Annotated in this window: 18 protein-coding genes, 1 tRNA gene and 1 riboswitch; of the genes, 9 read left to right on the top strand and 10 right to left on the bottom strand. The window is 61.9% G+C overall.

Going from position 1 to position 23354, the window contains the following annotated elements; genetic code table 11:
• The first annotated feature begins 75 nt into the window (after nucleotides 1-75).
• The 5 genes from pstS to phoU all read left to right on the top strand — a co-directional run bounded on the left by pstS (nucleotide 76) and on the right by phoU (nucleotide 4601).
• Nucleotides 76-1110 (top strand): phosphate ABC transporter substrate-binding protein PstS, encoded by a 1035-nt coding sequence (gene pstS, locus GSQ73_RS13665; protein WP_158884882.1) that lies wholly within the window; start codon nucleotides 76-78, stop codon nucleotides 1108-1110.
• A 63-nt stretch (nucleotides 1111-1173) separates the two neighbouring features.
• Nucleotides 1174-2190, top strand: a complete 1017-nt coding sequence (gene pstC, locus GSQ73_RS13670; protein ID WP_158884884.1) for a phosphate ABC transporter permease subunit PstC — start codon at nucleotides 1174-1176, stop codon at nucleotides 2188-2190.
• Nucleotides 2190-3056, top strand: coding sequence for a phosphate ABC transporter permease PstA (pstA, locus tag GSQ73_RS13675; RefSeq protein ID WP_158884886.1), 867 nt, complete (start codon nucleotides 2190-2192; stop codon nucleotides 3054-3056). Before pstC ends, pstA begins: the two co-directional genes overlap by 1 nt.
• Complete coding sequence (gene pstB / locus GSQ73_RS13680; RefSeq protein ID WP_158884888.1) at nucleotides 3049-3858, top strand: phosphate ABC transporter ATP-binding protein PstB; 810 nt, start codon at nucleotides 3049-3051, stop codon at nucleotides 3856-3858. Before pstA ends, pstB begins: the two co-directional genes overlap by 8 nt.
• A 17-nt stretch (nucleotides 3859-3875) precedes the next feature.
• The gene (gene phoU / locus GSQ73_RS13685; protein WP_158884890.1) at nucleotides 3876-4601 is read left to right on the top strand and encodes a phosphate signaling complex protein PhoU; all 726 of its coding nucleotides are present in this window, start codon (nucleotides 3876-3878) and stop codon (nucleotides 4599-4601) included.
• A 3-nt stretch (nucleotides 4602-4604) separates the two neighbouring features.
• Here the strand turns inward: phoU and GSQ73_RS13690 are convergent, their stop codons facing one another.
• From GSQ73_RS13690 to rnr, 3 genes are read right to left on the bottom strand one after another with little or no spacing between them, the layout of a single operon-like run.
• The gene (locus GSQ73_RS13690; protein ID WP_158884893.1) at nucleotides 4605-4895 is read right to left on the bottom strand and encodes a hypothetical protein; all 291 of its coding nucleotides are present in this window, start codon (nucleotides 4893-4895) and stop codon (nucleotides 4605-4607) included.
• Nucleotides 4892-5638 (bottom strand): 23S rRNA (guanosine(2251)-2'-O)-methyltransferase RlmB, encoded by a 747-nt coding sequence (rlmB, locus tag GSQ73_RS13695; RefSeq protein WP_158884895.1) that lies wholly within the window; start codon nucleotides 5636-5638, stop codon nucleotides 4892-4894. The genes GSQ73_RS13690 and rlmB overlap by 4 nt, the downstream gene beginning before the upstream one ends.
• The gene (rnr, locus tag GSQ73_RS13700) at nucleotides 5635-8334 is read right to left on the bottom strand and encodes a ribonuclease R (protein WP_158884897.1); all 2700 of its coding nucleotides are present in this window, start codon (nucleotides 8332-8334) and stop codon (nucleotides 5635-5637) included. The genes rlmB and rnr overlap by 4 nt, the downstream gene beginning before the upstream one ends.
• A gap of 130 nt (nucleotides 8335-8464) precedes the next feature.
• Here rnr and GSQ73_RS13705 point away from each other — a divergent pair.
• Nucleotides 8465-8551, top strand: a tRNA-Leu gene (locus GSQ73_RS13705).
• A 75-nt stretch (nucleotides 8552-8626) separates the two neighbouring features.
• On the opposite strand, the gene GSQ73_RS13710 is transcribed toward GSQ73_RS13705, so the two are convergent.
• The 3 genes from GSQ73_RS13710 to GSQ73_RS13720 form a co-directional block, all read right to left on the bottom strand.
• Complete coding sequence (locus GSQ73_RS13710) at nucleotides 8627-9034, bottom strand: VOC family protein (protein ID WP_158884899.1); 408 nt, start codon at nucleotides 9032-9034, stop codon at nucleotides 8627-8629.
• A 193-nt stretch (nucleotides 9035-9227) separates the two neighbouring features.
• A complete protein-coding gene (locus tag GSQ73_RS13715) occupies nucleotides 9228-11561 on the bottom strand; it encodes a S53 family peptidase (protein ID WP_158884901.1) in 2334 nt (777 codons plus the stop codon).
• 381 nt (nucleotides 11562-11942) lie between these two features.
• Nucleotides 11943-13295 carry a helix-turn-helix domain-containing protein gene (locus GSQ73_RS13720; RefSeq protein ID WP_254063457.1) on the bottom strand — a complete coding sequence of 451 codons (1353 nt, stop codon included), beginning with the start codon at nucleotides 13293-13295 and terminating at the stop codon, nucleotides 11943-11945.
• 4 nt (nucleotides 13296-13299) lie between these two features.
• A riboswitch (glycine riboswitch) is annotated at nucleotides 13300-13403 on the top strand.
• A 38-nt stretch (nucleotides 13404-13441) separates the two neighbouring features.
• Between GSQ73_RS13720 and gcvP the strand changes: the two genes are divergently transcribed.
• Together gcvP and GSQ73_RS13730 are read left to right on the top strand one after the other, a co-directional pair.
• Entirely contained in the window at nucleotides 13442-16357 is a 2916-nt protein-coding gene (gcvP, locus tag GSQ73_RS13725) for an aminomethyl-transferring glycine dehydrogenase (protein WP_158884905.1), read from the top strand.
• Between the two features lie 52 nt (nucleotides 16358-16409).
• Complete coding sequence (locus GSQ73_RS13730; RefSeq protein WP_158884907.1) at nucleotides 16410-17618, top strand: FAD-dependent oxidoreductase; 1209 nt, start codon at nucleotides 16410-16412, stop codon at nucleotides 17616-17618.
• Between the two features lie 11 nt (nucleotides 17619-17629).
• Here GSQ73_RS13730 and GSQ73_RS13735 read toward each other — a convergent pair whose 3' ends face one another.
• Both GSQ73_RS13735 and GSQ73_RS13740 read right to left on the bottom strand, forming a co-directional pair.
• Nucleotides 17630-18547: a hypothetical protein gene (locus GSQ73_RS13735; RefSeq protein WP_158884909.1), complete on the bottom strand. Its 918-nt coding sequence runs from the start codon at nucleotides 18545-18547 to the stop codon at nucleotides 17630-17632.
• On the bottom strand, nucleotides 18537-18884 hold the full coding sequence (locus GSQ73_RS13740) for a helix-turn-helix transcriptional regulator (protein ID WP_158884911.1): 348 nt from the start codon (nucleotides 18882-18884) through the stop codon (nucleotides 18537-18539). The genes GSQ73_RS13735 and GSQ73_RS13740 overlap by 11 nt, the downstream gene beginning before the upstream one ends.
• A 201-nt stretch (nucleotides 18885-19085) precedes the next feature.
• Between GSQ73_RS13740 and GSQ73_RS13745 the strand changes: the two genes are divergently transcribed.
• Entirely contained in the window at nucleotides 19086-19637 is a 552-nt protein-coding gene (locus GSQ73_RS13745) for a cysteine dioxygenase family protein (RefSeq protein ID WP_158884913.1), read from the top strand.
• A 1-nt stretch (nucleotide 19638) separates the two neighbouring features.
• On the opposite strand, the gene GSQ73_RS13750 is transcribed toward GSQ73_RS13745, so the two are convergent.
• Both GSQ73_RS13750 and GSQ73_RS13755 read right to left on the bottom strand, forming a co-directional pair.
• Nucleotides 19639-20415: a hypothetical protein gene (locus GSQ73_RS13750; RefSeq protein WP_158884915.1), complete on the bottom strand. Its 777-nt coding sequence runs from the start codon at nucleotides 20413-20415 to the stop codon at nucleotides 19639-19641.
• Nucleotides 20416-20589: 174 nt separating this feature from the next.
• Entirely contained in the window at nucleotides 20590-23241 is a 2652-nt protein-coding gene (locus GSQ73_RS13755) for a M1 family metallopeptidase (protein WP_158884917.1), read from the bottom strand.
• Nucleotides 23242-23354 lie beyond the last annotated feature (113 nt).

Raw genomic sequence — 23354 nt, forward strand, 5'->3', positions numbered from 1 at the left:
ATTCATTACATCCAATGGCAACACGAAAGGCCTGAAATGGCGGGGTCTCATCCGACATCTCTCCAAGGAGCTACCGTGTTGACCTCCCGCAAATCTTCGATTCGATTCGCCGCCGTTGCCGCGCTTGCCGTGACTTCGACGTTCGGCGTCGCCGCGCAGGCCACCGATATCACTGGTGCCGGCTCCAGCTTCGTCTATCCGGTCATGTCCAAGTGGTCGGCCGCATACGCCGAAAAAACCGGCAACCATCTCAACTACCAGTCGGTCGGCTCCGGCGCCGGCATCGCGCAGATCAAGGAAGGCACCATCGACTTCGGCGCGTCCGACGCACCGATGAAGCCGGAAGACCTCAAGCAATACGGTCTCGGCCAGTTCCCGATCGTGGTCGGCGGCATCGTGCCGGTCGTCAACATCGCCGGCGTGCAGGCCGACCAGATCAAGCTTGACGGTACCACGCTCGCCGACATCTTCCTGGGCAAGATCACCAACTGGAATGATCCGAAGATCGCCGCGCTGAATGCCGGCCTCACCCTGCCCGCCGGCAAGATCACGGTGGTGCATCGTTCGGATGGTTCGGGCACCTCGTTCAACTTCACCAACTATCTGTCCAAGGTCAACGCCGACTGGGCTGCCAAGGTGAAGTTCGGCACGGCCGTCGAATGGCCGACCGGCGTGGGCGGCAAGGGCAATGAAGGCGTGTCGCAGTACGTGAAGCAGATCAAGGGTTCCATCGGCTACGTCGAATATGCGTATGCCGTGAAGAACAGCATCCCCTGGATCGACCTGAAGAATGCCACCGGCAATGTGGTCGCGCCGAACGCTGCCGCTTTCGCCGCCGCTGCTTCCACCGCCGACTGGGCGAGCGCCAAGGACTTCAACCTGATCATGACCAACGCACCCGGTGCGCAGGCGTGGCCGATCACCGCCACCACCTGGATGATCATGTACAAGTCGCCGAAGAACGCCGCGAACAGCAAGGTCGCGTTCGACTTCTTCAAGTGGGCGCTCGAGAGCGGCCAGCAGGATGCCGCCGCACTCGACTACGTGCCGCTGCCGCCCGCACTGGTCAGTCGCATCGAGGCGTACTGGGCTTCCGAATACAAGCACTAAGTTTCAAACCATCTCCCCGCACGCGGGGAGATGGCTTTTTACGCCACGGAGTTTCGATAGACCATGTCAGCCAGCCAAGCCGCCGTTTCAGCCATCGACCTGGAGCAACGCAGCAAGCGCGATGCCCGTGCCGAACGGCTGTTCCGCTGGCTGCTCAAAGGCTGCGCCCTGCTCGTATTGGCTTCGCTGCTCGGTGCCGCGGGTGCCACGTTGTGGGGTGGACGCGAAGCGTTCTCCACCTTCGGCTGGCATTTCCTGGTCAGCACCGCGTGGGATCCGGGCAACGATGTCTACGGCGCGCTGGTGCCGGTTTACGGCACCGTCATGACGTCGCTGATTGCGCTGGTGATCGCCGTACCGATCAGTTTCGGCATCGCGTTGTATCTCTCCGAAGTCGCACCCGCCTGGCTGCGCACACCGGTCGCTTCGGCGATCGAACTGCTCGCCGGCATTCCCTCGATCATCTACGGCATGTGGGGCCTTTTCATCTTCGCCCCGTTCTTCGCCGACCATATCAAGCCGTGGCTCACCAGCAACCTCGGCAACAAACCCGACGACGGCAAACTCTCGTGGATCGCCCAGCACGTGCCCTTCATCGGCAAGTTGTTTGGCAGCGACTACCCGTTCGGCGCCAGCATCCTCGTCGCCGGCATCGTGCTGGCGATCATGATCATCCCGTTCATCTCCTCGGTGATGCGCGAAGTATTCCAGACCGTTCCAACGCGCCTGAAAGAGTCGGCGTATGCGCTCGGCTCCAGCACTTGGGAGGTGTCGTGGGACATCGTGCTTCCCTACACGCGATCGGCAGTTATCGGCGGCGTGTTCCTCGGCCTTGGCCGTGCGCTCGGCGAAACCATGGCGGTAACTTTCGTGCTCGGCAATGCGATGACCCTGTCAGCCTCGCTGCTTGATCCGGGCACCTCGATTGCGTCGACCATCGCCAACCAGTTCAGTGAAGCGTCCGGCTTGCAGAAATCGTCGTTGATGGCACTGGCGTTCCTGCTGTTCGTTGTCACCTTCATCGTGTTGCTGATCGCGCGACTGATGCTGCGCCGGCTGGCCAGCAAGGAAGGTCGCTGATGAGCTCGCTCTACCTGCGTCGTCGCATCACCAACTGGCTGGCGATGGGCCTGAGCACATTGGCCACGCTGATTGGCCTCGCGTTTCTTGCATGGATTCTGTGGGAGACGCTGCGCCAGGGCATCAGCGCGCTGCACCTGAGCCTGTTCACGAAAATCACCGCCAATGGCGCTGACGGCGGACTCGCCAACGCGATGGTCGGCAGCCTGATCATCAACTTCATCGGCATCGCCATCGCCACGCCGATCGGCGTGATGGCCGGCATGTGGCTGGCCGAATACGCCAACCGCACCAAACTCGGCGAATCGATCCGCTTCCTCAACGACATTCTGCTGTCGGCGCCGTCGATCGTGATGGGCCTGTTCGTCTACACCATCATCGTGCTGCCGAGCACGGCGATCACGAATGGCTCGACCACCTTCTCCGGTTTCGCCGGCGGTGTCGCGCTGGCGCTGATCGCGCTGCCGGTGATCGTGCGCACCACGGACGAAATGCTGCGGCTGGTGCCTTCCACATTGCGCGAGGCGGCGCTGTCGCTCGGCGTGCCGCAGTGGAAGCTCACCATGCAGATCCTGATCCGCGCGGCGCGCTCGGGCATCATCACCGGCGTGCTGCTGGCGCTGGCGAGAATCAGCGGCGAAACAGCGCCGCTGCTGTTCACCGCCTTCGGCAACAACTACATGGCGCTGAATCCGATCGACAAGATGTCGAGCCTGCCGCAGATCATCTACCAGTACGCCAACGATCCCGGCGCGGATCTCCACGCCATGGCGTGGGCCGGCGCGTTCGTGGTCACCATGTTCGTACTGCTGCTCAGCCTTGCCTCCCGCCTGCTGTTTTCCCGCAACAAGGTGTCCCATGACTGATTCCGCCCTCGCCACGAATCCGGCGCAGGCAGCGGCCGCATCGGCTGTCGCGCCCAAGCTCACCGTGCGCGACCTGCACTTTTACTACAACGGTTTCCATGCGCTGAAAGGCATCGCCATGGATATCCCGGAGAAGAAAGTCACCGCGATCATCGGGCCTTCCGGTTGCGGCAAGTCGACGCTACTGCGCATCTTCAATCGCATCTACGCGATCTATCCGAAGCTTGAGGCGAAAGGCGAAATCACCCTCGACGGCGAGAACATTCTCGACCCGCGTTATTCGATGAACCGCCTGCGCAGCAAGGTCGGCATGGTGTTCCAGAAACCGGTGCCGTTCCCGATGACGATCTTCGAGAACGTTGCCTACGGCATTCGCCACCACGAAAAATTGTCGAAAGCGGACATGAGCGACCGCGTGGAAAAAGCACTGCGCAGTGCCGCGCTGTGGGACGAAGTGAAAGACAAGCTGAAGAACAACGCGCTGGGTCTTTCCGGTGGCCAGCAACAACGTCTTTGCATCGCCCGGGCGATCGCGCTGAAGCCCGAAGTGCTGCTGCTGGACGAACCGACCTCCGCGCTCGATCCCATCGCCACCAGTCGCATCGAGCAATTGGTGGAAGAATTGAAAAGCGAATTCACCATCGTCATCGTTACCCACAACATGCAGCAGGCCGCACGCGTGTCGGACCTCACGGCGTTCATGTACATGGGCGAGCTGATCGAATTCGACGTCACCGAAAAGATCTTCACCAAGCCGGGCAAGAAGCAGACCGAGGATTACATCACCGGTCGATTCGGCTGATCACACAGGACATCATCATGAGCGGCAGCGGCAAAGATCACATCATCAAGAGCTACGACGACGAACTCACCCGCCTCACCGGCGAGATCGTTCGCATGGGCGAACTCGCAGTCAGCCAGCTCGAAGCCGCGCTCGACGTGGTGGAGCGTCGCGACGAGCGTGCCGCGCAACGCGTAGTCGGCAACGATGACGCGATCGATCAACTCGAACAGGAAATCAGCCACGACGTGGTGCGCCTGCTCGCGCTGCGCGCACCGATGGCCGGCGACCTGCGCAACGTGTTCGCGGCGCTGCGCATCGCCGCCGACATCGAGCGCATCGGCGACTACGCTGCCAACGTCGCGAAGCGTTCGATTCCATTGTCGATGGTCGCGCCAGTTGGCCCGGTCGGTGGCCTGGAGCATCTGGCGGAACTGGCCGCGAACGAAGTGCGCGAAGTGCTGCACGCGTATCGCGACCGCGACGCGGAGCGTGCCTATCAGGTATGGAAAGACGACGTGGTGCTGGACGAGGCGTACACCGGTTACTTCCGCCAGTTGCTGACCTACATGATGGAAGATCCGCGCAACATCACGCCATGCACGCATCTGTTGTTCATGGCGAAAAACATTGAGCGTATCGGCGATCACGCCACCAACATCGCCGAGAACGTGTGGTTCCAGGTCACCGGCGAGCCGCTGAACAAACAACGCAGCAAGGGCGATTTCACCTCCAACCCCGAGATGACCAAGCTGGGCGAGTAAATCTCAGGGCACCATCGACTGACCCGGCGGTGTGCGCCCCTCGCGGCGCAACCGCAGGCTGCGCATCACGCCGTAGATGCTGATCAGCAACCACGCCGCTTCCATCACGAACGCGGACCAGTTGTGTCCGCCGAACGTCAGCGACATCAGAACGCCGAGCGCGCCGAGGATGTTCATCAGCTGGTAGGTCAGCCCGTTGCCGTGCAGCTTGTGTGCCTGCAGCAGCAGGAACGCGAGCAATACCAGCACCACGCCGATGTAACCGGCCCAGTCATGCCAGAAAAGTGTGGTCATCGCTTCGCACTCCGTTGTCGCAACGCTTCGAACAACACCACACCCGTTGCGACGGAAACGTTGAGGCTTTCCATCGTGCCTGGCATCGGGATTTTCGCCACGAAGTCGCAGAGCTCACGGGTCAGCCGGCGGATGCCCTCGCCTTCGCTGCCGAGTACCAGCGCCACCGGCCCCTTGAAGTCCACGCCGTAGATTGACGTGTCGGTATCACCGGCCAGCCCGGTGATCCACACGCCTGCGTCTTTCAGCTCGCGCAATGTGCGCGCAAGATTGGTGACCGCGATCAACGGCACACGATCCGCGCCACCGGCCGATGCACGGCGAACCACCGGCGTCAGACCGACAGCGCGATCCTTCGGCACGATCACCGCAGTGACGTTCGCAGCAGCCGCGCTGCGCAGACACGCGCCGAGATTGTGCGGATCGGTGATGCCATCCAGCACCAGCACCAAGGTGCCGCTGCCATCGCGTTCCATCAATGCGGCAAGATCGTTTTCAGTCGCCGCCGGTGGCGGTTCGTGAAGCGCGGCGATGCCTTGATGACGCGCGTCACCGGCCAGTTTGTCGAGTTGCTCGCGCGCACGATGGTTCACCGTAATCTTCAACGCCTTCGCGCGCTCGGCCAGTTCCAGCACGCGTGGATTGCGCTGACCCTGTTCAACCACCACCTCGCACACGCGCTCGGCATCGGTGCTCAATATGCTTTCGACCGGGTTGATCCCGACGATCCAGCTCTCGCTCATGGCTTGCCTTTCGGTTTCGGTTTGCGTGCGCGGCTGCGGTTGCCGGATGGTGCCGTGGATTCCGGCCTGGACGCCGAGCCCTGCCGTTTGCCACGATTCGGCTGCTGTGCCGATTTGGCGGGCGACGACGATCCACGACGCGGACGACGATCGTTATCGGCGGCTGGCGCGGGTGCATGCGAACGCGCTGGCGGATAGTCGCGCACCACCGGCGCTTCGACCGGTGCGGCTTCACGACGGCCGAATGCGCGACCAATCGCGTTGGCCGCACGTCCGAACATGTTCGGCGTCTTGACGGGTGGTGACGGCTTCTTGGGCAACGAGTAACGCTCGCCGCTCGCTGCATAGTCGTAAGCCTTGGCGCTTCCCCCAGGTACCGCCGCAGTCGCGCGCGGCGTAACCAGACGGAAATCGATCTTGCGATCTTCCAGGCTCGCCCGCAGCACTTGCACGCGCACGTGATCGCCGAGGCGGAACTGCGCACCGGTGCGTTCGCCCTTGAGCAGTTTTCGCACCGCGTCGAAATGGTAGTAATCGTTGGCGAGCTGGCTGATGTGCACGAGGCCGGACACCTTCGACTCGTCCAGTTCCACGAACAGGCCGAACGAAGTGACGCCGGTGACCACACCCTCGAATTCGCTGCCGATGTGCTTTTCCATCCACGCGCATTTGAAACGCTCGTCGACATCGCGCTCGGCTTCCTCGGCGCGACGTTCGCGTTGCGAACAATGGATCGCCATCGCCGCCATCTCGGCCGGGCTGTAGCTGTAGTCGACGGGTTTGCGACCGGTGAGCGCGAAACGGATCGCGCGATGCACCAGTAGATCAGGATAGCGGCGGATCGGCGAAGTGAAATGCGCGTACGCCTGCAGGGCTAGGCCGAAGTGTCCGCGATTGTCAGGCTGATACGCCGCCATGCTTTGTGAACGCAGCAGCACGTTCTGGATCAATTCGCGCTCGGGGCGATCCTTCACCATGCGCAGGATTTCGGAGAAATCCGCCGGCGTTACTTCATCAACCGGCGGCATGCGCAACTTGAACTCGCGCAGAAACTGCTGCAGGTCTTCGTACTTCTCCGCCGGCGGCGGCTCATGCGCACGGAACAGCGCGGGGATTTTTTTCTTCTCGAGGAACAACGCCGCCTGCACGTTGGCGGCGATCATGCATTCCTCGATCAGCTTGTGCGCATCGTTGCGCTCGGTGGCGCCCATCGATTCGACGCTGCCGGTCTGATCGAGGCGGAACTTCACTTCCGGCGTCTCGAAATCGATCGCGCCGCGACGCTTGCGCTGTGCTGCCATCGCGCCATACAGCGCATGCAGGTTCTCGAGCTGCGGCAAAACATCGGCCACTTCATGGCGCGCGTCGGCGTCTTTCAGTCCGACGACTTGCCACACCTTGTCGTAGGTGAGTCGCGCATGCGACAGCATCACCGCATCGTAGAACTTCGACTTGACCACGTTGCCCTCGGCATCGATCTGCATGTCGCAGACCATGCACAGTCGCTCGACTTTCGGGTTCAGCGAACAGATGCCGTTGGACAACGTCTCCGGCAGCATCGGCACCACGAAGCCCGGGAAGTACGTCGACGTGCTGCGCTCATACGCTTCGCGGTCCAGCGCGTTGCCGACTTGCACATAATGCGAGACATCGGCGATCGCCACGATCAGGCGCCAGCCGCCGCCACGTTTCGGTTCGGCATAAACGGCATCGTCGAAGTCGCGTGCATCGGCGCCATCGATCGTCACCAGCGGCAACGAGCGGATATCCGTACGACCTTCGCGTTCGGCGGCAGTGACGGTCGCTTCGACCTGCGCTGCATCGCGCAGCACTTCAGCCGGCCATTCGTTTGGCAAATCATGGCTGGCGATGGCCATCTCAACCACCAGCGATGGCTGAAGTCGTTCGCCGAGCACGGCGCGAATCTCGCCCATCGGCCCGCGATTGGCTGTCGGCGGCTCGGTGATTTCGACCACCACGATCTGGCCCGACTTGGCGCCCTGATCCTGACCGGGCTTGATCATCACGTTGTGATTCAGGCGGCGGTCGTCCGGCGTCACCAAGGTCACGCCATCCTCGATCACCACTCGGCCGACCAGTCGTGGCGAGCGTCGCTGCAGCACTTCGGCGATGGCGCCCTGCTTGCGGCCGCGGCGATCGATGCCGACGACGCTGGCGAGTACACGATCGCCGTGCATCACGGCGCGCATCTGCTGTGGCGAAAGGTAGAGATCGTCTCCGCCTTCATCGGGGCGAAGAAAGCCGTAGCCTTCCGCGTTGGCGATCACCACGCCGGCTATCAGGTCGAGTTTCTGCGCCGGTGCATAACCGCCGCGACGGCCGAGCAGCAACTGGCCATCGCGCACCATCGCAGCGAGGCGCTTGCGCAGAGCTTCGAGGTCACCTTCGTCGTCGATACGCAGTGCTTCGGCGATGCGCGCCTCGGTCATCATTTCGCCGCGTTCGTCGAGCAAGGCCAGAATCGCCTCACGACTCGGAATGGGTCGCGCATAACGCTGCGCTTCACGATCGGCCTGCGGATCGGCGCGCAGATCACGCCCGGCGCCTGTGGCTGCCTTGTTGCGTGATGCCTTCGGCGCGTTGATTCGCGTGGTCGGACCGGCGGATTTCGCGCGGCTCGTCGTGGGTTGGGAGTCCTGGTCTTTGCCGGACTGCCTGGGAGTTTTTCTGGTCACTAAATGTCCTTGTGGAAAACGATGCGTAGTGTGATGACACGACGCAATGAATGGGGTGAAAAAGAGTTGACAACCTGTTGACGGATGCCTACATTACGCGGCTCACGCAGCTCGCAGAGCGGCGTGACATGCCCGGGTGGCGGAATTGGTAGACGCACTAGCTTCAGGTGCTAGCGGGGGCAACTCCGTGGAGGTTCGAGTCCTCTCCCGGGCACCAATTGTAAACGAAGCCCGCAGCGATGCGGGCTTTCGTCTTTTCAGGGTTCAGGTATTCGCTTTGCGCTGCTAGCCGTCACGCGACCGCCGGCCCTTTCAATTCGATCATGTTGCCCTGCGGGTCATACAGATAGATCGACGGCCCCTCGCCTTCCGCGCCATAACGCATGCCATTTTCGCCGATGCGCACACCATGTGCCTTGAGGTGTTCGAGAATTGCCGCCTCGTCGTAGTTCTGCACACGCAGGCAAACGTGGTCCACGTTGTGGCCTTCGCTGCCGGGTGCCGCGCCGCCATGGCGACCGAGCTTGCCATCGATGCGAACCAGATCGATCAGCGAGGATCCCGCACGCAGCTGCACCAGCCCGATCTCGTCCTGTCGTCGCTCTTCGCGACAACCCAGCACATCGCAATAGAAGCGCTGCATCGCCACCATGTCGATGGCACGAAACACCACGTGGTCGATCTCGCCGATGCGGATCATCGCCATTCTCCGTCAAGCACAACATCAAAGCGCGGAGGATAACGCGCCGTGCCGATGGCTCCACAACTCCCAACTTGATTCTCATTCGATGCGCGCGCCGGACCATACAGACGCCCAAAAAAATCCGCGGTCAGGGTATGCCGCGGATCAAAGTGAAACAGCTGGTTTTTATTTGGCCGGCAGAAGGCTCGCCTTATTTAGAAGCCACGCTCGCTGGTGCCGGTGCTGCGTTGGCGAAAGCGCGCCAGGCGATCAACAGGTTTTTGGCATCCACCGAACCCAGACCCGAAGCGAAGCTCCAGCCCGGCTGCGCACCGAACGCCTTGTTCGCCACGCCATACGAAGTCGGCTGTGCATCCGTAGTCGTCAGTCCGTATTGCACCTGGCCATGCTTGAGCGTGCCGTAGGTGTAGCAATTGGCCGTCTGGTAGTCGAAGTCGTCATGGCGCGACATGCACTGCGTGGAATTCGACCCGCGGGTCACATTGTGGAAGACGCAGTTGGCGGTGCCCGTCGTGCCGTTGTCCGCGTTGCAGGCCGCGAGGCTTGCCGGAGCCGGGCCCGATGCGCCGCCGTATTCCGTCGCGGCCAGTGCATACAACGTCGGTGCGGCGTTGCCCTGGTCTTTCGCGACGCCGCGCGCGGCAAGACCCTGATCCATTAGCGCCTGGATGCCGGCAAACATCGGCGCGGAGAGCGACGTTCCGCCGTTGAACGTGGTCACGTTTTCCGACCAGGTCGGCGAACACGGATAGTAGGAAGTGCAGATCACCGCCCACGTGCGGTTGGCATACGCACCGGCGAACAATGCCACGTCGGGCAGATCGCGCGAGTTGTCCTTGGCCGCGTTGAAAACCAGTTTCTGCCAGTCCGGTTTGGCATCGACCGAAGACGGCCCGCCACTGCCTGCTTCGGAAGTGAGGTAATAACCGAGCGTGTCGAAACTCAGCAACGCCTGACAGAACGCCACCGCGCTTGCGTAACCCGCCGCTTTCGCTGCCACGCCATTGCCACAGGACTGGTTCCACGGAATCTCCGGCACATACGAGAGGGCCGACCCACCGACCACGCTGGGTGTCGGCGCGAAATACTTGCTGGTGGTGCCATCGAGTGAATCGGCCAGATCGGTCCCACCGACCGCCGTGACATGCGGCGACGTCGCAAAGGAATTCGCATCGACCGCGGTGTTGCCGTAGAAGCCGTTGATGTAGCCACCGTTGAAACTAGGGTTCGATCCCGAGTCGCCGGTAGACACGAACACCGAGATGCCTTCGGCATCGGCCTGCGCCCACATCAGATCGATCGCCGTCTTGCTGGCCGGATCCGTGAAGAACTCGCCATAGCCATAGCTGGCGCTGATGATGTCGGGTCGCGCATTGCTATTGATCAGGTTTGCGGATGCCAGATAGACGCCGCCGAAAAAGTTGTCTGTCGTGGGCGTCGAATAGTCGGCCTCCCAACTCGAACAACTCGCGACCACAATATGAGCGCCGGGTGCGATGGCGGTGGCCCATTCGGTATCCATCACCGTCTCGAAGGATTCGCCCTGCATCTCGACCGAAGGATCGACGCAATTGTTCGGCCCCGTGGCAGGTGCCGGGTTGACCTGCGTCAGCGAGCCACCGTACCTGGTGAGGTTGAACGCATCGGTGAAACTGTTCCAGTCGCCCGGCACCATGTCGTTGCCTTCCACCACGGCGATCGTGATGCCCTGCCCGGTCACGCCGTTCGCGCGGATCGACTTGATGTCGTACATCGTGGCCAGGTCATTCGGCACCAGCAGACGAAGCGATCCATCCGGGTAGCCGATGGTCTGGTCGATCACCTTGTTGCCGCTGTGCGCGAAGGTTCCCGGCTTCGCGACGAATGCCTTCTTCGACGCATCCCACTTGCCGACCATGGGTTTCTTCACGAACGGCTTGGCGTGGAAATCGTTCAGGCCCATCACGCCGGCGACGACATCTTTCAATGCCGCGGGAACGCTCACATCAGCGGCGTTCGCCAGATGCGAAGCGTCTTTCATCTTGTAGATGCCTTCGCTGGTGTGGAACGCCTGGTTCACCTGCCCGGCTGTGCCGCTGAAATCGATCTGTAACTTGTTCGGGTACACGTTGTTGACCGTGAAGCCCTGCGACGTCAGCCATGCCGTCACCGTCGCGATATCGCGGTCGGCCAGACCAAATTTCGCGCCGAACTGTTGCGGCGTGAGCCAATGCTGGAATTGCGTGGATTTGGGATCGTGCTGGCTGGCAATCAGCGCTTCCATTTCAGCCTGATGCGCCATGCCCGGTTTCAAGACCAGCTGCAGATGATTCATCTTCGTCGCATCGGCCAGCAGCGTTTTCGTTGGCACCTTGGCCACAAAGGCCAAATGGCTTTTCGGGATCGTGAACAGCTGGCTGTTGTCGACAGTCTGGGTGATCCGCGGCGCGTTGCCTGCGTTGATCGTCTGGGCCGGCAGCGAGAAGGTTGCGCTGGCGAGTGCGGCGGCAATCGATGCGCTGAGCAGAACATGGGCTTGCTTCATGTCGCGGAACCTCTGGGTCATGGAGTCGGAATGGAAGGGGCTTCGTCGCCCACAGCAGTGGGGAACGGTGTGTCGCGAACTCAGCAGATTCCTTGCGCACTTCCATCGCGTCGCTGCTCGCTTTGCGTAGCCTTTTCGCAGTCGACGGACGACTGCAGACGAATCGCGCGCACACGCGACTGTCTCGCCTGTTCAGGCGATGCGCAAAACGAAATGGATTCCCTACGAAGAGAACATCGGCATCGCGCGGACGAATCGCCCCGTTGCCACCCGATGATTGCCCCTGCCCGGCTGCTGGTCCCGGTCAGCGTCTAGTATCGGCTCGGGCCATGAAGGCATCAATAGAAAACGCTGAGGGATTTCTCTCGTGAAAGAAATCCGTCAAACAACCACTGCGACCGGCGGCAGTGTGACTTCCCGCGCAGGTTCTGCCAGGTGTTGAGGAAATGATTCAATCGCTGCACGCCAGCCGAGCTGAAAACGGGTGCGTGTGTCGAAACGCTTCATCAGAGAAGCGATGCGCCGATTGAGTGTCGCCGCGGAAATCCCCGCTTCGTGCGCGATGGTCTTGTCGTTGAGGCCCGCAGCCAAGAGCGGTATCACCTGTTCGAGCGCATCGGAAACGATGGGCGTTGTCATGGAGGTGTTCAATTCTCCATTACTGCCGAACACGATCGGCGTCGACCGCTCCCAAAGCAAATTGAATAACGCGTAGAGCGCATCAAGCAACGCAGACGATCGAACCAGCAACACGGTTCCCTCTTCATTGCCCGTGTTCAAAGGAATCAAGCCGATCCGCCGATCCACCACCATCATTTTGACCGGCAGATCCGGAAAGATGCGCGCCTGCTCGCCCTTTTCCACATCCGAACGCAGGGATTCCAGCGCACCGGGCAATGCCAGATAACCGGCATCCGAAATACTCCGGATCACCACGCCCCTGGGCATCTCCGACTGCACGGCGCGGATATACAACATCGGCGCGCGTTGAAACCCCACGATTTCGCTCTGTACCGTCTGCATCAGCTGCATCAGGATCTGCCCGACCGCCGCACGACCACTGATGACCTCCACCGCCTGCTCACGATCCGCCACACCCGAAGACAACCTGGCCTGTTCGGTCAGCTCCGGAATCGACCGGCGCGCACCTTCGAGCACGGCCTGTCGCTGGGCGATCAATGCTTCGACGGCGAGCTTGGGCGGCGTCGCCGCGTAACGGCGCGGACGCGACGGCGAATGAGAAACCAATCCCTTGAACTGAATGCTGTCGAGCAAGCGTTGAGCTTTGCGTGGCGACAGCGAAAGCAGGTTCGCGACTTCCTCGGCGGACGCCTGCCGATGGGTCAGCACGACCCGATAGGCTTGTTCCTCCGCTTCACTGATACCCAGTGCCTCCAATGCTCTGGGATTGAACGAGCTTTTGCTGTCTACGTTCATCACCGCTCCGGATGGCGTTGGGAGGCTTTTGGAAAGGGAAGCTCGACGATGAGGATGTTCGGCCAATGGACACTGTGGCCTGCAAGGCAGTCTAGCCGACCTGATTCGCGCTGCTCGCCACGCTTCTTCGGAGATCGGGCAACGACGAGATTGGATATCGAAGCCCGGCCGACACACGCTCCTGCGCCCTGTATAATCGCTGCGGTAAACGCATGGTGGGAGAAGCGCGCGACCTTGTTCCAGGTTCGTAACGCTGCCGAAGACGCAACGCCCGTAATCGCTCAGGCCCCATACCATCACGCGTAAACACTCTGGAGAGACCGGTTGAATCCGGCGCCGAAGGTGCACGAAGCAGGCAGGCATCGCCGCTTCCAAACTCTCAGGCAAAAGGACAGAGGGGCGCCCACGTGCGGCACGGCACGTTGTCAGCGGATGCCCGAATCATGAGCCAGACCCACTCTTCTTCTTTCTCCGGCGCGAGCCTGCGCGATCTCGAAAACCACGGCGCTTTCATCGATCGCCACATCGGCCCCAACGATGCGGAAATCGCGCAGATGCTTCGCGTCATCGGCCACGAATCGCTGGAGACGATGACCGACGCGATCGTGCCCGCCGCGATCAAATCTCCCGCTCCGCTCGCGTTGCCGCAGGCGATTACCGAAGTCGAAGCGCTGGCAAAAATCCGCACGTTGGCTGATCAGAATCAGGTATTTCGCAGCTTCATCGGTCAGGGCTATTACGGCACGCACACGCCGAACGTCATCCTGCGAAACATCCTCGAAAACCCGGCGTGGTACACGGCGTATACGCCGTACCAGGCGGAAATTTCGCAGGGCCGCATGGAGGCGCTGATCAATTTCCAGACGATGTGTGCCGACCTCACCGGCATGGAAATCTCCAATGCGTCGCTGCTGGACGAAGCCACCGCCGCCGCCGAAGCGATGACGCTGGCGAAGCGTTCGTGCAAGTCGAAGTCCAACGTGTTCTTCGTGTCGCGCGGCGTGCATCCGCAGACACTGGAAGTGGTGAAGACGCGCGCTGAAGCGCTGGGCATCGCGTTGCACGTCGGCGATGACGCGGAAGGCGCGAGCGTCGACAGCTTCGGCGTATTGCTGCAGTACCCGAACAGCTTCGGCACCGTGGTCGATTACAGGAATCTCGCCGATGCCGCGCATGCACGCGGCGCGCTGGTCGCCGTCGCCACCGATCTGCTCGCACTCACGCTGATCGCCTCACCCGGCGAATGGGGCGCGGACATCGTCGTCGGCAACTCGCAGCGTTTCGGTGTGCCATTCGGTTTCGGCGGCCCGCATGCCGCGTTCATGGCCTGCCGCGATGCGTACAAGCGTTCGATGCCGGGTCGACTCATCGGTGTCTCCATCGATGCGGAAGGCAAGCCTGCGTATCGCCTCACACTGCAGACGCGCGAGCAGCACATCCGCCGCGAAAAGGCCACGTCCAACATCTGCACCGCGCAAGTATTGCTTGCTGTGATGGCCAGCATGTACGCGGTGTACCATGGCCCGGGCGGCCTCACGCGCATCGCGCGCCGCACGCATCGGCTGGCCGCGATTCTGGCTGGCGCTTTGCGCAAGGCGGGCGTTGAAGTCGGCAACGATTTCTTCGATACGCTGCACATCATGGATGTGGATGCGAAGACCATCCACGCGAACGCGAATGCCGCGCAACTCAACTTGCGCCACATCGATGATCGCAGTGTCTCGATCAGCCTCGATGAAACCACCACGCGGGAAGACGTGATAGCACTGGCGAGAGTCTTTGGTGCGGACATCACCGCCGATGGCATCGACCAGCTCGACGCCACTACTGTCGACGCCCTGCCCGCTGCGCTCTCGCGCAAGAGCGCCTTCCTTACGCATCCGGTGTTCAACACGCATCACAGCGAGCACGAACTGCTGCGCTACATGCGTTCGCTCGCCGACAAGGATCTGGCGATGGATCGCACGATGATCCCGCTCGGCTCATGCACCATGAAGCTCAATGCCACCGCGGAAATGATCCCGGTGACGTGGCCGGAGTTCGGCAACATCCATCCGCTCGCACCCGCCACACAGACGGTCGGTTATCAGAAATTGATCGACGGCCTCGAAGCGATGCTGGTGGAATGCACTGGCTACGACGCGGTGAGCCTGCAGCCGAACTCCGGTGCGCAAGGCGAATACGCCGGCCTGCTGGCGATTCGCGCATATCACCGTTCGCGCGGCGACGAGAAGCGAGATGTCTGCCTGATTCCCGAATCTGCGCACGGCACCAACCCGGCCTCCGCGCAGCTCTGCGGCATGAGCGTGGTGGTGACCAAGTGCGATGCCAACGGCAACGTCGACGTGGAAGACATCCGCCGCGCCGCCGAGAAATATTCCGATCGTCTTGCCGCATTGATGATCACGTATCCGTCCACGCACGGCGTGTTCGAGGAAGACATCGTCGCCATCTGCGACATCGTGCATCAGCATGGCGGTCAGGTTTATACCGATGGCGCCAACATGAATGCGCTGGTCGGTGTGGCCAAGCCGGGCAAGTGGGGTTCGGATGTTTCGCATCTCAACCTGCATAAAACATTCTGCATTCCGCACGGCGGCGGCGGTCCGGGCGTCGGCCCATGCGCTGTGAAGTCGCATCTCGCGCCCTTCCTTCCAAGGACACTCGGCGGCGAAGGCGATGTGGGCATGGTCAGCGCAGCGAGTTTCGGCAGCGCGTCGATTTTGCCGATCTCGTGGATGTACATCACGCTGATGGGCAGCCAGGGTTTGCGCAAGGCCACGCAGGTTGCGCTGCTCAACGCCAACTACATTGCGAAGCGCCTGGCCCCGCATTACGAAACGCTTTACACCGGCCGCAACGGTCTGGTGGCGCACGAATGCATTCTCGATCTGCGCCCACTGAAGGATGCCACCGGCATCGGTGCAGAGGACGTCGCCAAGCGCCTCATCGATTTCGGTTTCCACGCACCGACGTTGAGCTTTCCGGTCGCCGGCACCTTGATGGTGGAGCCGACCGAAAGTGAATCGCAGATCGAGCTCGATCGCTTCATCGACGCGATGATCCAGATCCGCAACGAGATACGCGCCGTCGAGGAAGGCAAGCTCGACCGCGAGGACAACCCGCTCAAGCACGCGCCGCACACGGCCACGATGGTTTCGGCCAGCGAGTGGACGCACGCGTATCCGCGTGAACTGGCGGCGTTCCCGCTGGCCAGCCTGAGGTTGCAGAAATACTGGTCGCCGGTCGCGCGCGTGGACAATGTCTACGGCGACAAGAATATTTTCTGCAGCTGCGTGCCGATCAACGACTTCAAGGAAGAAGAGATCGAAGCCTTCAGCGAACCCAACGTCGGCTGAGGTCATGTCGCAGGACGCGTCCGATCACTTGAGACTTTTCGGGAGCACGTCCATGCAACGTCGCCAATTCCTGCGTCAGGCCGGCACCACACTCGCGGTGGTGTCCACCGGTGGGCTCGTCGCCTGCGCGAACCAGCGAGTGATGCCTGCGACAAAGATGCCGAATGTCGTCGCACCGCCGATGGTGGCGCGCATGACATCGGGCATCGCCGAGCTTGCGCCGATCAAGGCGCGTATCGACCGCATCACCGGCGTCTACGTCTGCACGCGACCATTCCGCGCTGCCGGTCCGCGCATCGAAACCGAACGTCTCGGCGACAAGACCATCGTGCACAACTACGGTCACGGCGGCAGCGGCTGGTCGTTGTCGTGGGGATCGAGCACGCTGGCCTTGCGCATGGCGCAGGCGACCGGCGTGAAGCATCTTGGCGTCATCGGATGCGGTGCGTTGGGCCTTACGTCCGCCTTGCTCGCACAACGTGCCGGCTTGTCGGTGCGCATCTATGCGAAGGCGTTGCCGCCGGACGTCTATTCGATGCGCGCGACTGGATTGTGGACGCCCGACTCGCGCATCTGTGATGCCGCACATGCACCGGCGCTCGGCGCGCGCTGGGAAGAGATGGCGCGCACATCGTTCGGCATGTATCAGACGATGCTCGGCCTGCCCGGCAAACCGATCGACTGGATAGAAGGCTATTCGCTTTCCGACACACCGCCCGGTCAGCACGTGGAAGCGATCTCCGACGAACCGGAATACGGCAGCTTCCATGAACGCGTGCGCGATCTCACACCGCACTCGGTGGAACTGCCTGAAGGCAGCCATCCATTTCCGCAACGCTACGCGCGCCGCTATACCACGATGATGTTCAACATCAGCACTTACGCGCGCATGCTGATGACGGACTTCCTCGCCGCCGGCGGCAAGATCGAGGTACGCGAATTCCATCGCCCTCACGATCTGCACGCCTTGCCCGAACGCACCTTGATCAACGCCACCGGCTACGGTGCCCGCGCGTTGTTCAACGATGACTCAATCATCCCCGTGCGCGGTCAAACGGCGCGATTGATTCCGCAACCGGAAGTGACCTACGGGCTCAACACCGAACACGTGAGCATGGTGCCGCGAAGCGATGGCCTGCTCGTGCAAGTGCTCGGCGATACGGGCAACTTCAACAACCCGGATACCACGCCCGATCGCGCTGTGTCCGAAGCGGCCGTCCTGCAGCTGGCCGATTTATTCTCGCGCATACGTCGCGGTTGAATCACATCGAGCTACTTGCGCGTCATCGATAACGAAGGCGCATCGAACGCGACCTCGCCCGCAACACGATCCACACCGCGATAAAGCTTTACGCCGATGTCGATCAGCAGAAACAGGATCGACGCACTGATCAGGCTGAGCGCCACGCGATTCGGTACGGCTTCCCTGAAGACCGGGCCGGCGACGAGAAACCACAACAGCACCAGCACCACCGCCGCGCCCAGCGCGACGTCCACTCGGCGTAGCGATACATTCCAGCGGCCTCGAACAGCCAGCGTCGCAAACAGAATCGCCTGGCATCCCCACAACACGAACAGCACCGGCAGGCGCGTGTCGTGGAACGTCGGGTCATAGTCCAGCCACGCGGCAAGTTTGTGACCATGCGTCAGTTGTGCGAACAACCAGCCCGGCGCGCCATACGCGATAATGCCGAGCCCGATTACCACGATCAGCAGCACGGAGCCGATGCGATTCACCTTGTCGCGTTCGCGCGGCACCCATGCAGCTTCGCTCGCGCCACGTCGCTGCATCAAGCTGCGACATCCGAAATAGACAACCAGCACGCCTAGCCACGCGAGTATCGCCAAGGCGAGCGAATTGGCCGGCGATGATTCGTTGCTCAGAGGCGTCAGCGCCACGAGCACCGCGATGCCGATCACTGCGGCAAATCCGAAGCGCCGCGTCTGCGTTGCCGGCACGATGACCCACGGTTCGAAGTATCGCGCGGCCACGTCCTGCGGTGTGCCGAAAGCGCGCAATCCTGCCAGCGCGATATCGGCGTCGAGTACGCGCCCTTGAGCCGCTGCACGACCCTGCAATTCTTCACGTACCAGTTCACGCAATTCGAGCGCGACATCCCTGCGCTGCTTCCGCGGAAGCAACTGCGTGACGTCGTCCACGTAGGTTGCAATCATCGAATCAACGTCCATCGTGTCCTCCGTTCGTGAGTAATCGACCCATCGCTTCGTTCAAGCCATACCAGGTTTCGGTCAGTCGCTTGAACAAGCGTCGGCCTTCCGCACTCAGCACGTAATAACGTCGAGGCGCGCCCTCGTTCGTGCGCCATTCGCTGCTCAGTACGCCCTGTGTTTCCAATCGACGCAACAGCGGATACAGCGTGCCTTCCTCGATCACCATGCCGCAGTCGGCCAGTGCCTGGCGCAATTCGTATCCGTAACGAGGCGAGCGAAGTTGCGACAACGCCGCCAGCACGATGACGCCGCGGCGCAGTTCGAGCGCGAGTGGTGGAATATCATCCTTAGCCATGTGCCGCACTGTACTGTGCGGCAAACAGTAAGTCAACGACGCATGCAGGCCTGTCGACATCGCGCCATCACGAGACGCCGAACAGACGGCTACTCGCGCACGGCGGTATCGCGCCTTCCGCGGTTCCGGCTCCAACATCCTGTGAACAAATCGCGGATTTTTTCCGTTATGGTGATCGTCCCCAGCTGACGTTCGCCATGCATGACTCTCTCTCCCCTGGAAATCTGGCGCGCTGCAATCGCACGTGTGCTGATCGAACATCAACCACGCCTGCCGCATGATCTCGATGCGCTGTGTGCGTCATTGACGGCGGTGACCGATCACACCGACTCACGTCGCGCGTTGTCGGAACGCGCCGCACAGATCGACACCAGCTACCGCCGCTGGCTCGTGGCCGAAGGCGACGGTTATTCAGCGATTCTCATCGGTTGGCCGGCCGGTTATCAGACGCCGGTACATGATCACGATGGCCTTTGGGGCATCGAACTGGTTCTGTGCGGTGCCTTGCATGTCGACGAATTCAAGCTGATGTCGGGGCAGCAACCCAGCCCCGTGCGCACGCTGGATCTCACGCCCGATCACGCCGCCGTTTTCGACGAAGCGGCGTATGCGCATGCATGCTCGAATCCATCGGCCAGCGTGCCCGCGCTCAGCCTGCACGTGTATGGCGGGCCGCTGCAGTCGTACTCGGTCTATCCGCCGACCAGCGACGAACTGCCCCGCCGTCAGTCCACCAACACCGAGCCGCTTTGAACTAGAGCGCGCCGCCCGCGTGGCTCGGCGCGTCGACCTGTTGCAACGGGCCCACCGTGACGTGGCCACTCCAGCCGTCGAAGACATTGATCGCGGCATGGTCGATCTGTTTCGTCACCGCCTGGATCGTGGGGCAACTCTCCGGATCGTTGACCGGACTTGAGGCAGGCGACATCCCGGCGAGGCAGAACTTGCTGCCGCCCTTGTCCAGCCGGGCAAGGTCCGCCATGCCTCGGGTGTAACGCTGTTCCGCGCGCGTGGCCGCGACAGCATCGGCATAAGTGGCGCGCATCGTGGTCAGGAGATTGTCCGCCTCGCGTCGATCGGCGCGGCTCGCCTTGGCGTACAGCGCATCGTGCGCCGCCTTGAACGTCGAGTTCGGACGTTCGGAAGCGAGTGTCCACCACGCGAGCGCAAGCGGTCGGTTCACCGGCTGGTGATCACCCTGCAACGCCATCACGCCGAGCACGTACTGCGCGGGCTTGCTGGCCCAGCTCGCCGCGGTCGTGAAAAATTTCTTCGCATATTCGTAGCGCTGCAAACCGTAGCTCTGCGAGGCGAGGCAATAGTAGTAATCGCCCGGCAGAAATCTCTCTTCGCCGATCACGCAATGCGCAGCGGCCAGGTCGGTATCGCTGGGCACTTTCGTCGCGCTCGATGCAGCGGATGCCGGCGTAGTGTCCTGCGCCGCGGACACCGACATCAGTGACACCAGCGATGTTGCGAGCAAGCCGGCGAACATCCAGCGCGGCATGATTTTCCTTGATGACATCGCCATCGCTTATCTCCTTGGGTAGTCCGATGCGGCATGAATGATCAACGCAACCGGTACGCATGCTAACGGAGCTTTTGTCGTATGGATGACATCAATCGCACATCGACTTTTTCTTGCGAAAAAGCCCCGGATTCCGGGGCTTCTTCGTCCAACCATCAGCATGAAATTGCGCGCCGATCAGTCGCCGTTTTTCTCCAGCCATGCATCGATCGCGGGCATGCGCTCGTTGCGGACCATGATGCGATAGCGGATGTTGCCCACGACCGTGTTCGAAACGCGGCGCGAACCGGCAGCGATGTGCGCGTTCGCATACGTATTGATCTTGTCGATCATCGCGGGGTTGAACGAACTGCCGCCAAGCGCCGGGTAGTAACGACTGCTCGACGTGGAATCCACCAGCTTGTCGACCTGCGCGCGATGCGCCATCGCGAAATCGAAAGCCATGTCCGGGTGGTGGTAGGCGACCGCGGCAATCATGCCCGAGCTGTTGGTCGCGCCCGGTTCGTCGGTGATCGCCAGATCCAGCGCGCGTTGCGCGAGCGCGTCGTCTTCGGCGATCGATAGCAGCGAGTACAGCTGATCCTTGATCAACGGCGTTTTCTCGTTCCTGGCCGTCGCGTGCAGCTTGTCCCAAGTCGCCGCATCCGCGTGCGCAGCCACCACAGCGAGGATGGTCTTACGCAGTTCGGCCGGCATCGCCTTCGGATCCGTGTCCTGCGCGGCATAGCGACGACGCGCTTCGGCGATCACCGTGTCGTCGCCGAGATCGGCCAGCACGCCGATCAGCTGCGTGCGAAGAATCGCGACGGGATCCGCTTCACCCGCACGCGCTTCCCAGCCGACTCGCGCGAATACCGGCGACAGCCGCTTGATCGCGAACGCGCGGAATCGCGCCTGCCGTTTCGCATCGCCGCGGTAATAGTTGTTGAGCGAATCGAAATCCTCGGCGACGTCCTGCCAGATCTGCGGATCGGCATCGGCCGGCGTGTTCTTCGAAAGACTCAGCACATCGGACGCCGGCTGCAGGCCAGCCATGCCGAGCGCCCAGGTGTCGCTCAGCAGGCCGAGCTGATCGATCGGCGCGAGCTTGGCGAAGCTGTCGCGGATCGAAGCGAACTGCGCTGGCGCATACAGCGTGCGGTAGTAACCGCTCTGCCCCGCGTTGACGATCACCGGACCGCAACCGCTCACCGCAAGCGTGGCCTTGCCGTCGCTGACCAGCGTGCGTGCGGCTGTGCCGCCGATGCTCTGCGCGATCACCGGCACGCGCCATTTCAGCGCGGCCTTGTTCGGTCGGTCACGCGTGAACTCACCTTGTGCGAGGTTGAGCATGGTCTTGCCATCACTGCATGCGGAGGCTTCCACGCGAATCAACGGAATGCCCGGCTGCAGCGTGAAATCATGCGCGATGGCGGTGATCGGCTTGCCGGCTGCCGCTTCCACTTCGCGCCACAAATCGTCGGACGTCGTGTTGCTGTACGCGTGCGCCTTGATATAGCTGCGCACGCCGGCGCGCCAGACGTCCGGGCCGACATACGCCTCGAGCATGCGGATCACCGCCTCGCCCTTGGCATAGGTGATGTTGTCGAAGGCCTGACTCGCCTGCTCCACCGTTTCCACGTGCTGCACGACCGGATGCGTGGTTGCCATCGCATCGAGCGACATCGCCGATTCACGCGTGCCGACCGCATCCAGCACGGTGTTCCACTCCGGGTGCAGGCGCTGGGTGGTGCGCGAAGCCATCCATGACGCGAAGCCTTCGTTGAGCCACAGGTCGTCCCACCAGCTCATCGTCACCAGATCGCCGAACCACTGGTGCGCCATTTCGTGCGCTGCCGTGTTGAACACTTCCTGCTTGTCCGACTGGGTCGAGAACGACGGGTCCAGCAGCAACGCGTATTCGAACGTGTAGATCGCGCCCCAGTTCTCCATGGCCGAAAAGAAATTGCTGCGACCGGGCGATGCGATGTTGTCGAGCTTGGGCAGCGGGTACGGCACGCCGAAATAATCGTTGTATTCGTGCAGCACATCCTTCGCCGATTTCAACGTGAAGCCGGCCTGCGACGACATGCCTTTCTGCGTGATCACGCCGATCTCGGTGTTGCCCGACATGGTGGTGGCGCGCTCGAATTCACCCACGCTGAAAAACAGCAAATACGTGGACATCTTCGGCGACTGCTGAAAACGCACGCGCGTCATGCCGTTGCCGACATCGGTCTTCGACGCCACCGGCATGTTGTTCACGGCCATGTCGGCGCTCGGCACCACGGCTTCGAGATTGAACGTGGCCTTGTAGGCCGGCTCGTCCCACGAAGGAATGAAACGGCGCGCGTCGGAATTCTCGAACTGCGTGTACAGCGCGCGCTTCTTGCCGGCCTTGGTGTCGTAGTCGATCGCGAAAAGACCGTTGGCCTGCGTCTCGATCTTTCCGGTGTACGCCATCGCCAGGCGATAGCTGCCGGCAGGAACTGGTGTGGCAAACGTGAAGGTTGCGGTTTGCGCCTGCTCGTCCACGCTCACCTTCGGCGCGGCAATCGCCTTGCCACTGGCGGGCGTGAGCGACACCGACGAGAACGTCATGTTGATCGCGTTGAGCGTGATGCTGCTGGTCGGCTTGAGCACATCGACGGTCACCGTCACCTTGCCGTCGAAATTCATCGACTGCGCGTGCGGCGTCACCGATACGTCGTAGTGCGAAGGCACCACGCCGCGCGGCAGTTGCGTCGTGGCCTGCACGGCGGGCGCGGCGGCGGGCATGCTCGCCGCCATGCCGATGGTCGATGTGCCAGTCAGCGCCAGCGCGATGGCGGAATACAGAAAGCTTCGCATGACATTCCCTCGGAATCGGTTTCGACAGTCCCACGGACGATCGGTCTACGTTGGCAAGGGACCGCGGCCCCTGCGTTGCAGCACAGCATCTCTACTCTCTGCGCAACGACGGA

Source organism: Rhodanobacter sp. L36, assembly GCF_009765755.1.
Lineage (GTDB): Bacteria > Pseudomonadota > Gammaproteobacteria > Xanthomonadales > Rhodanobacteraceae > Rhodanobacter.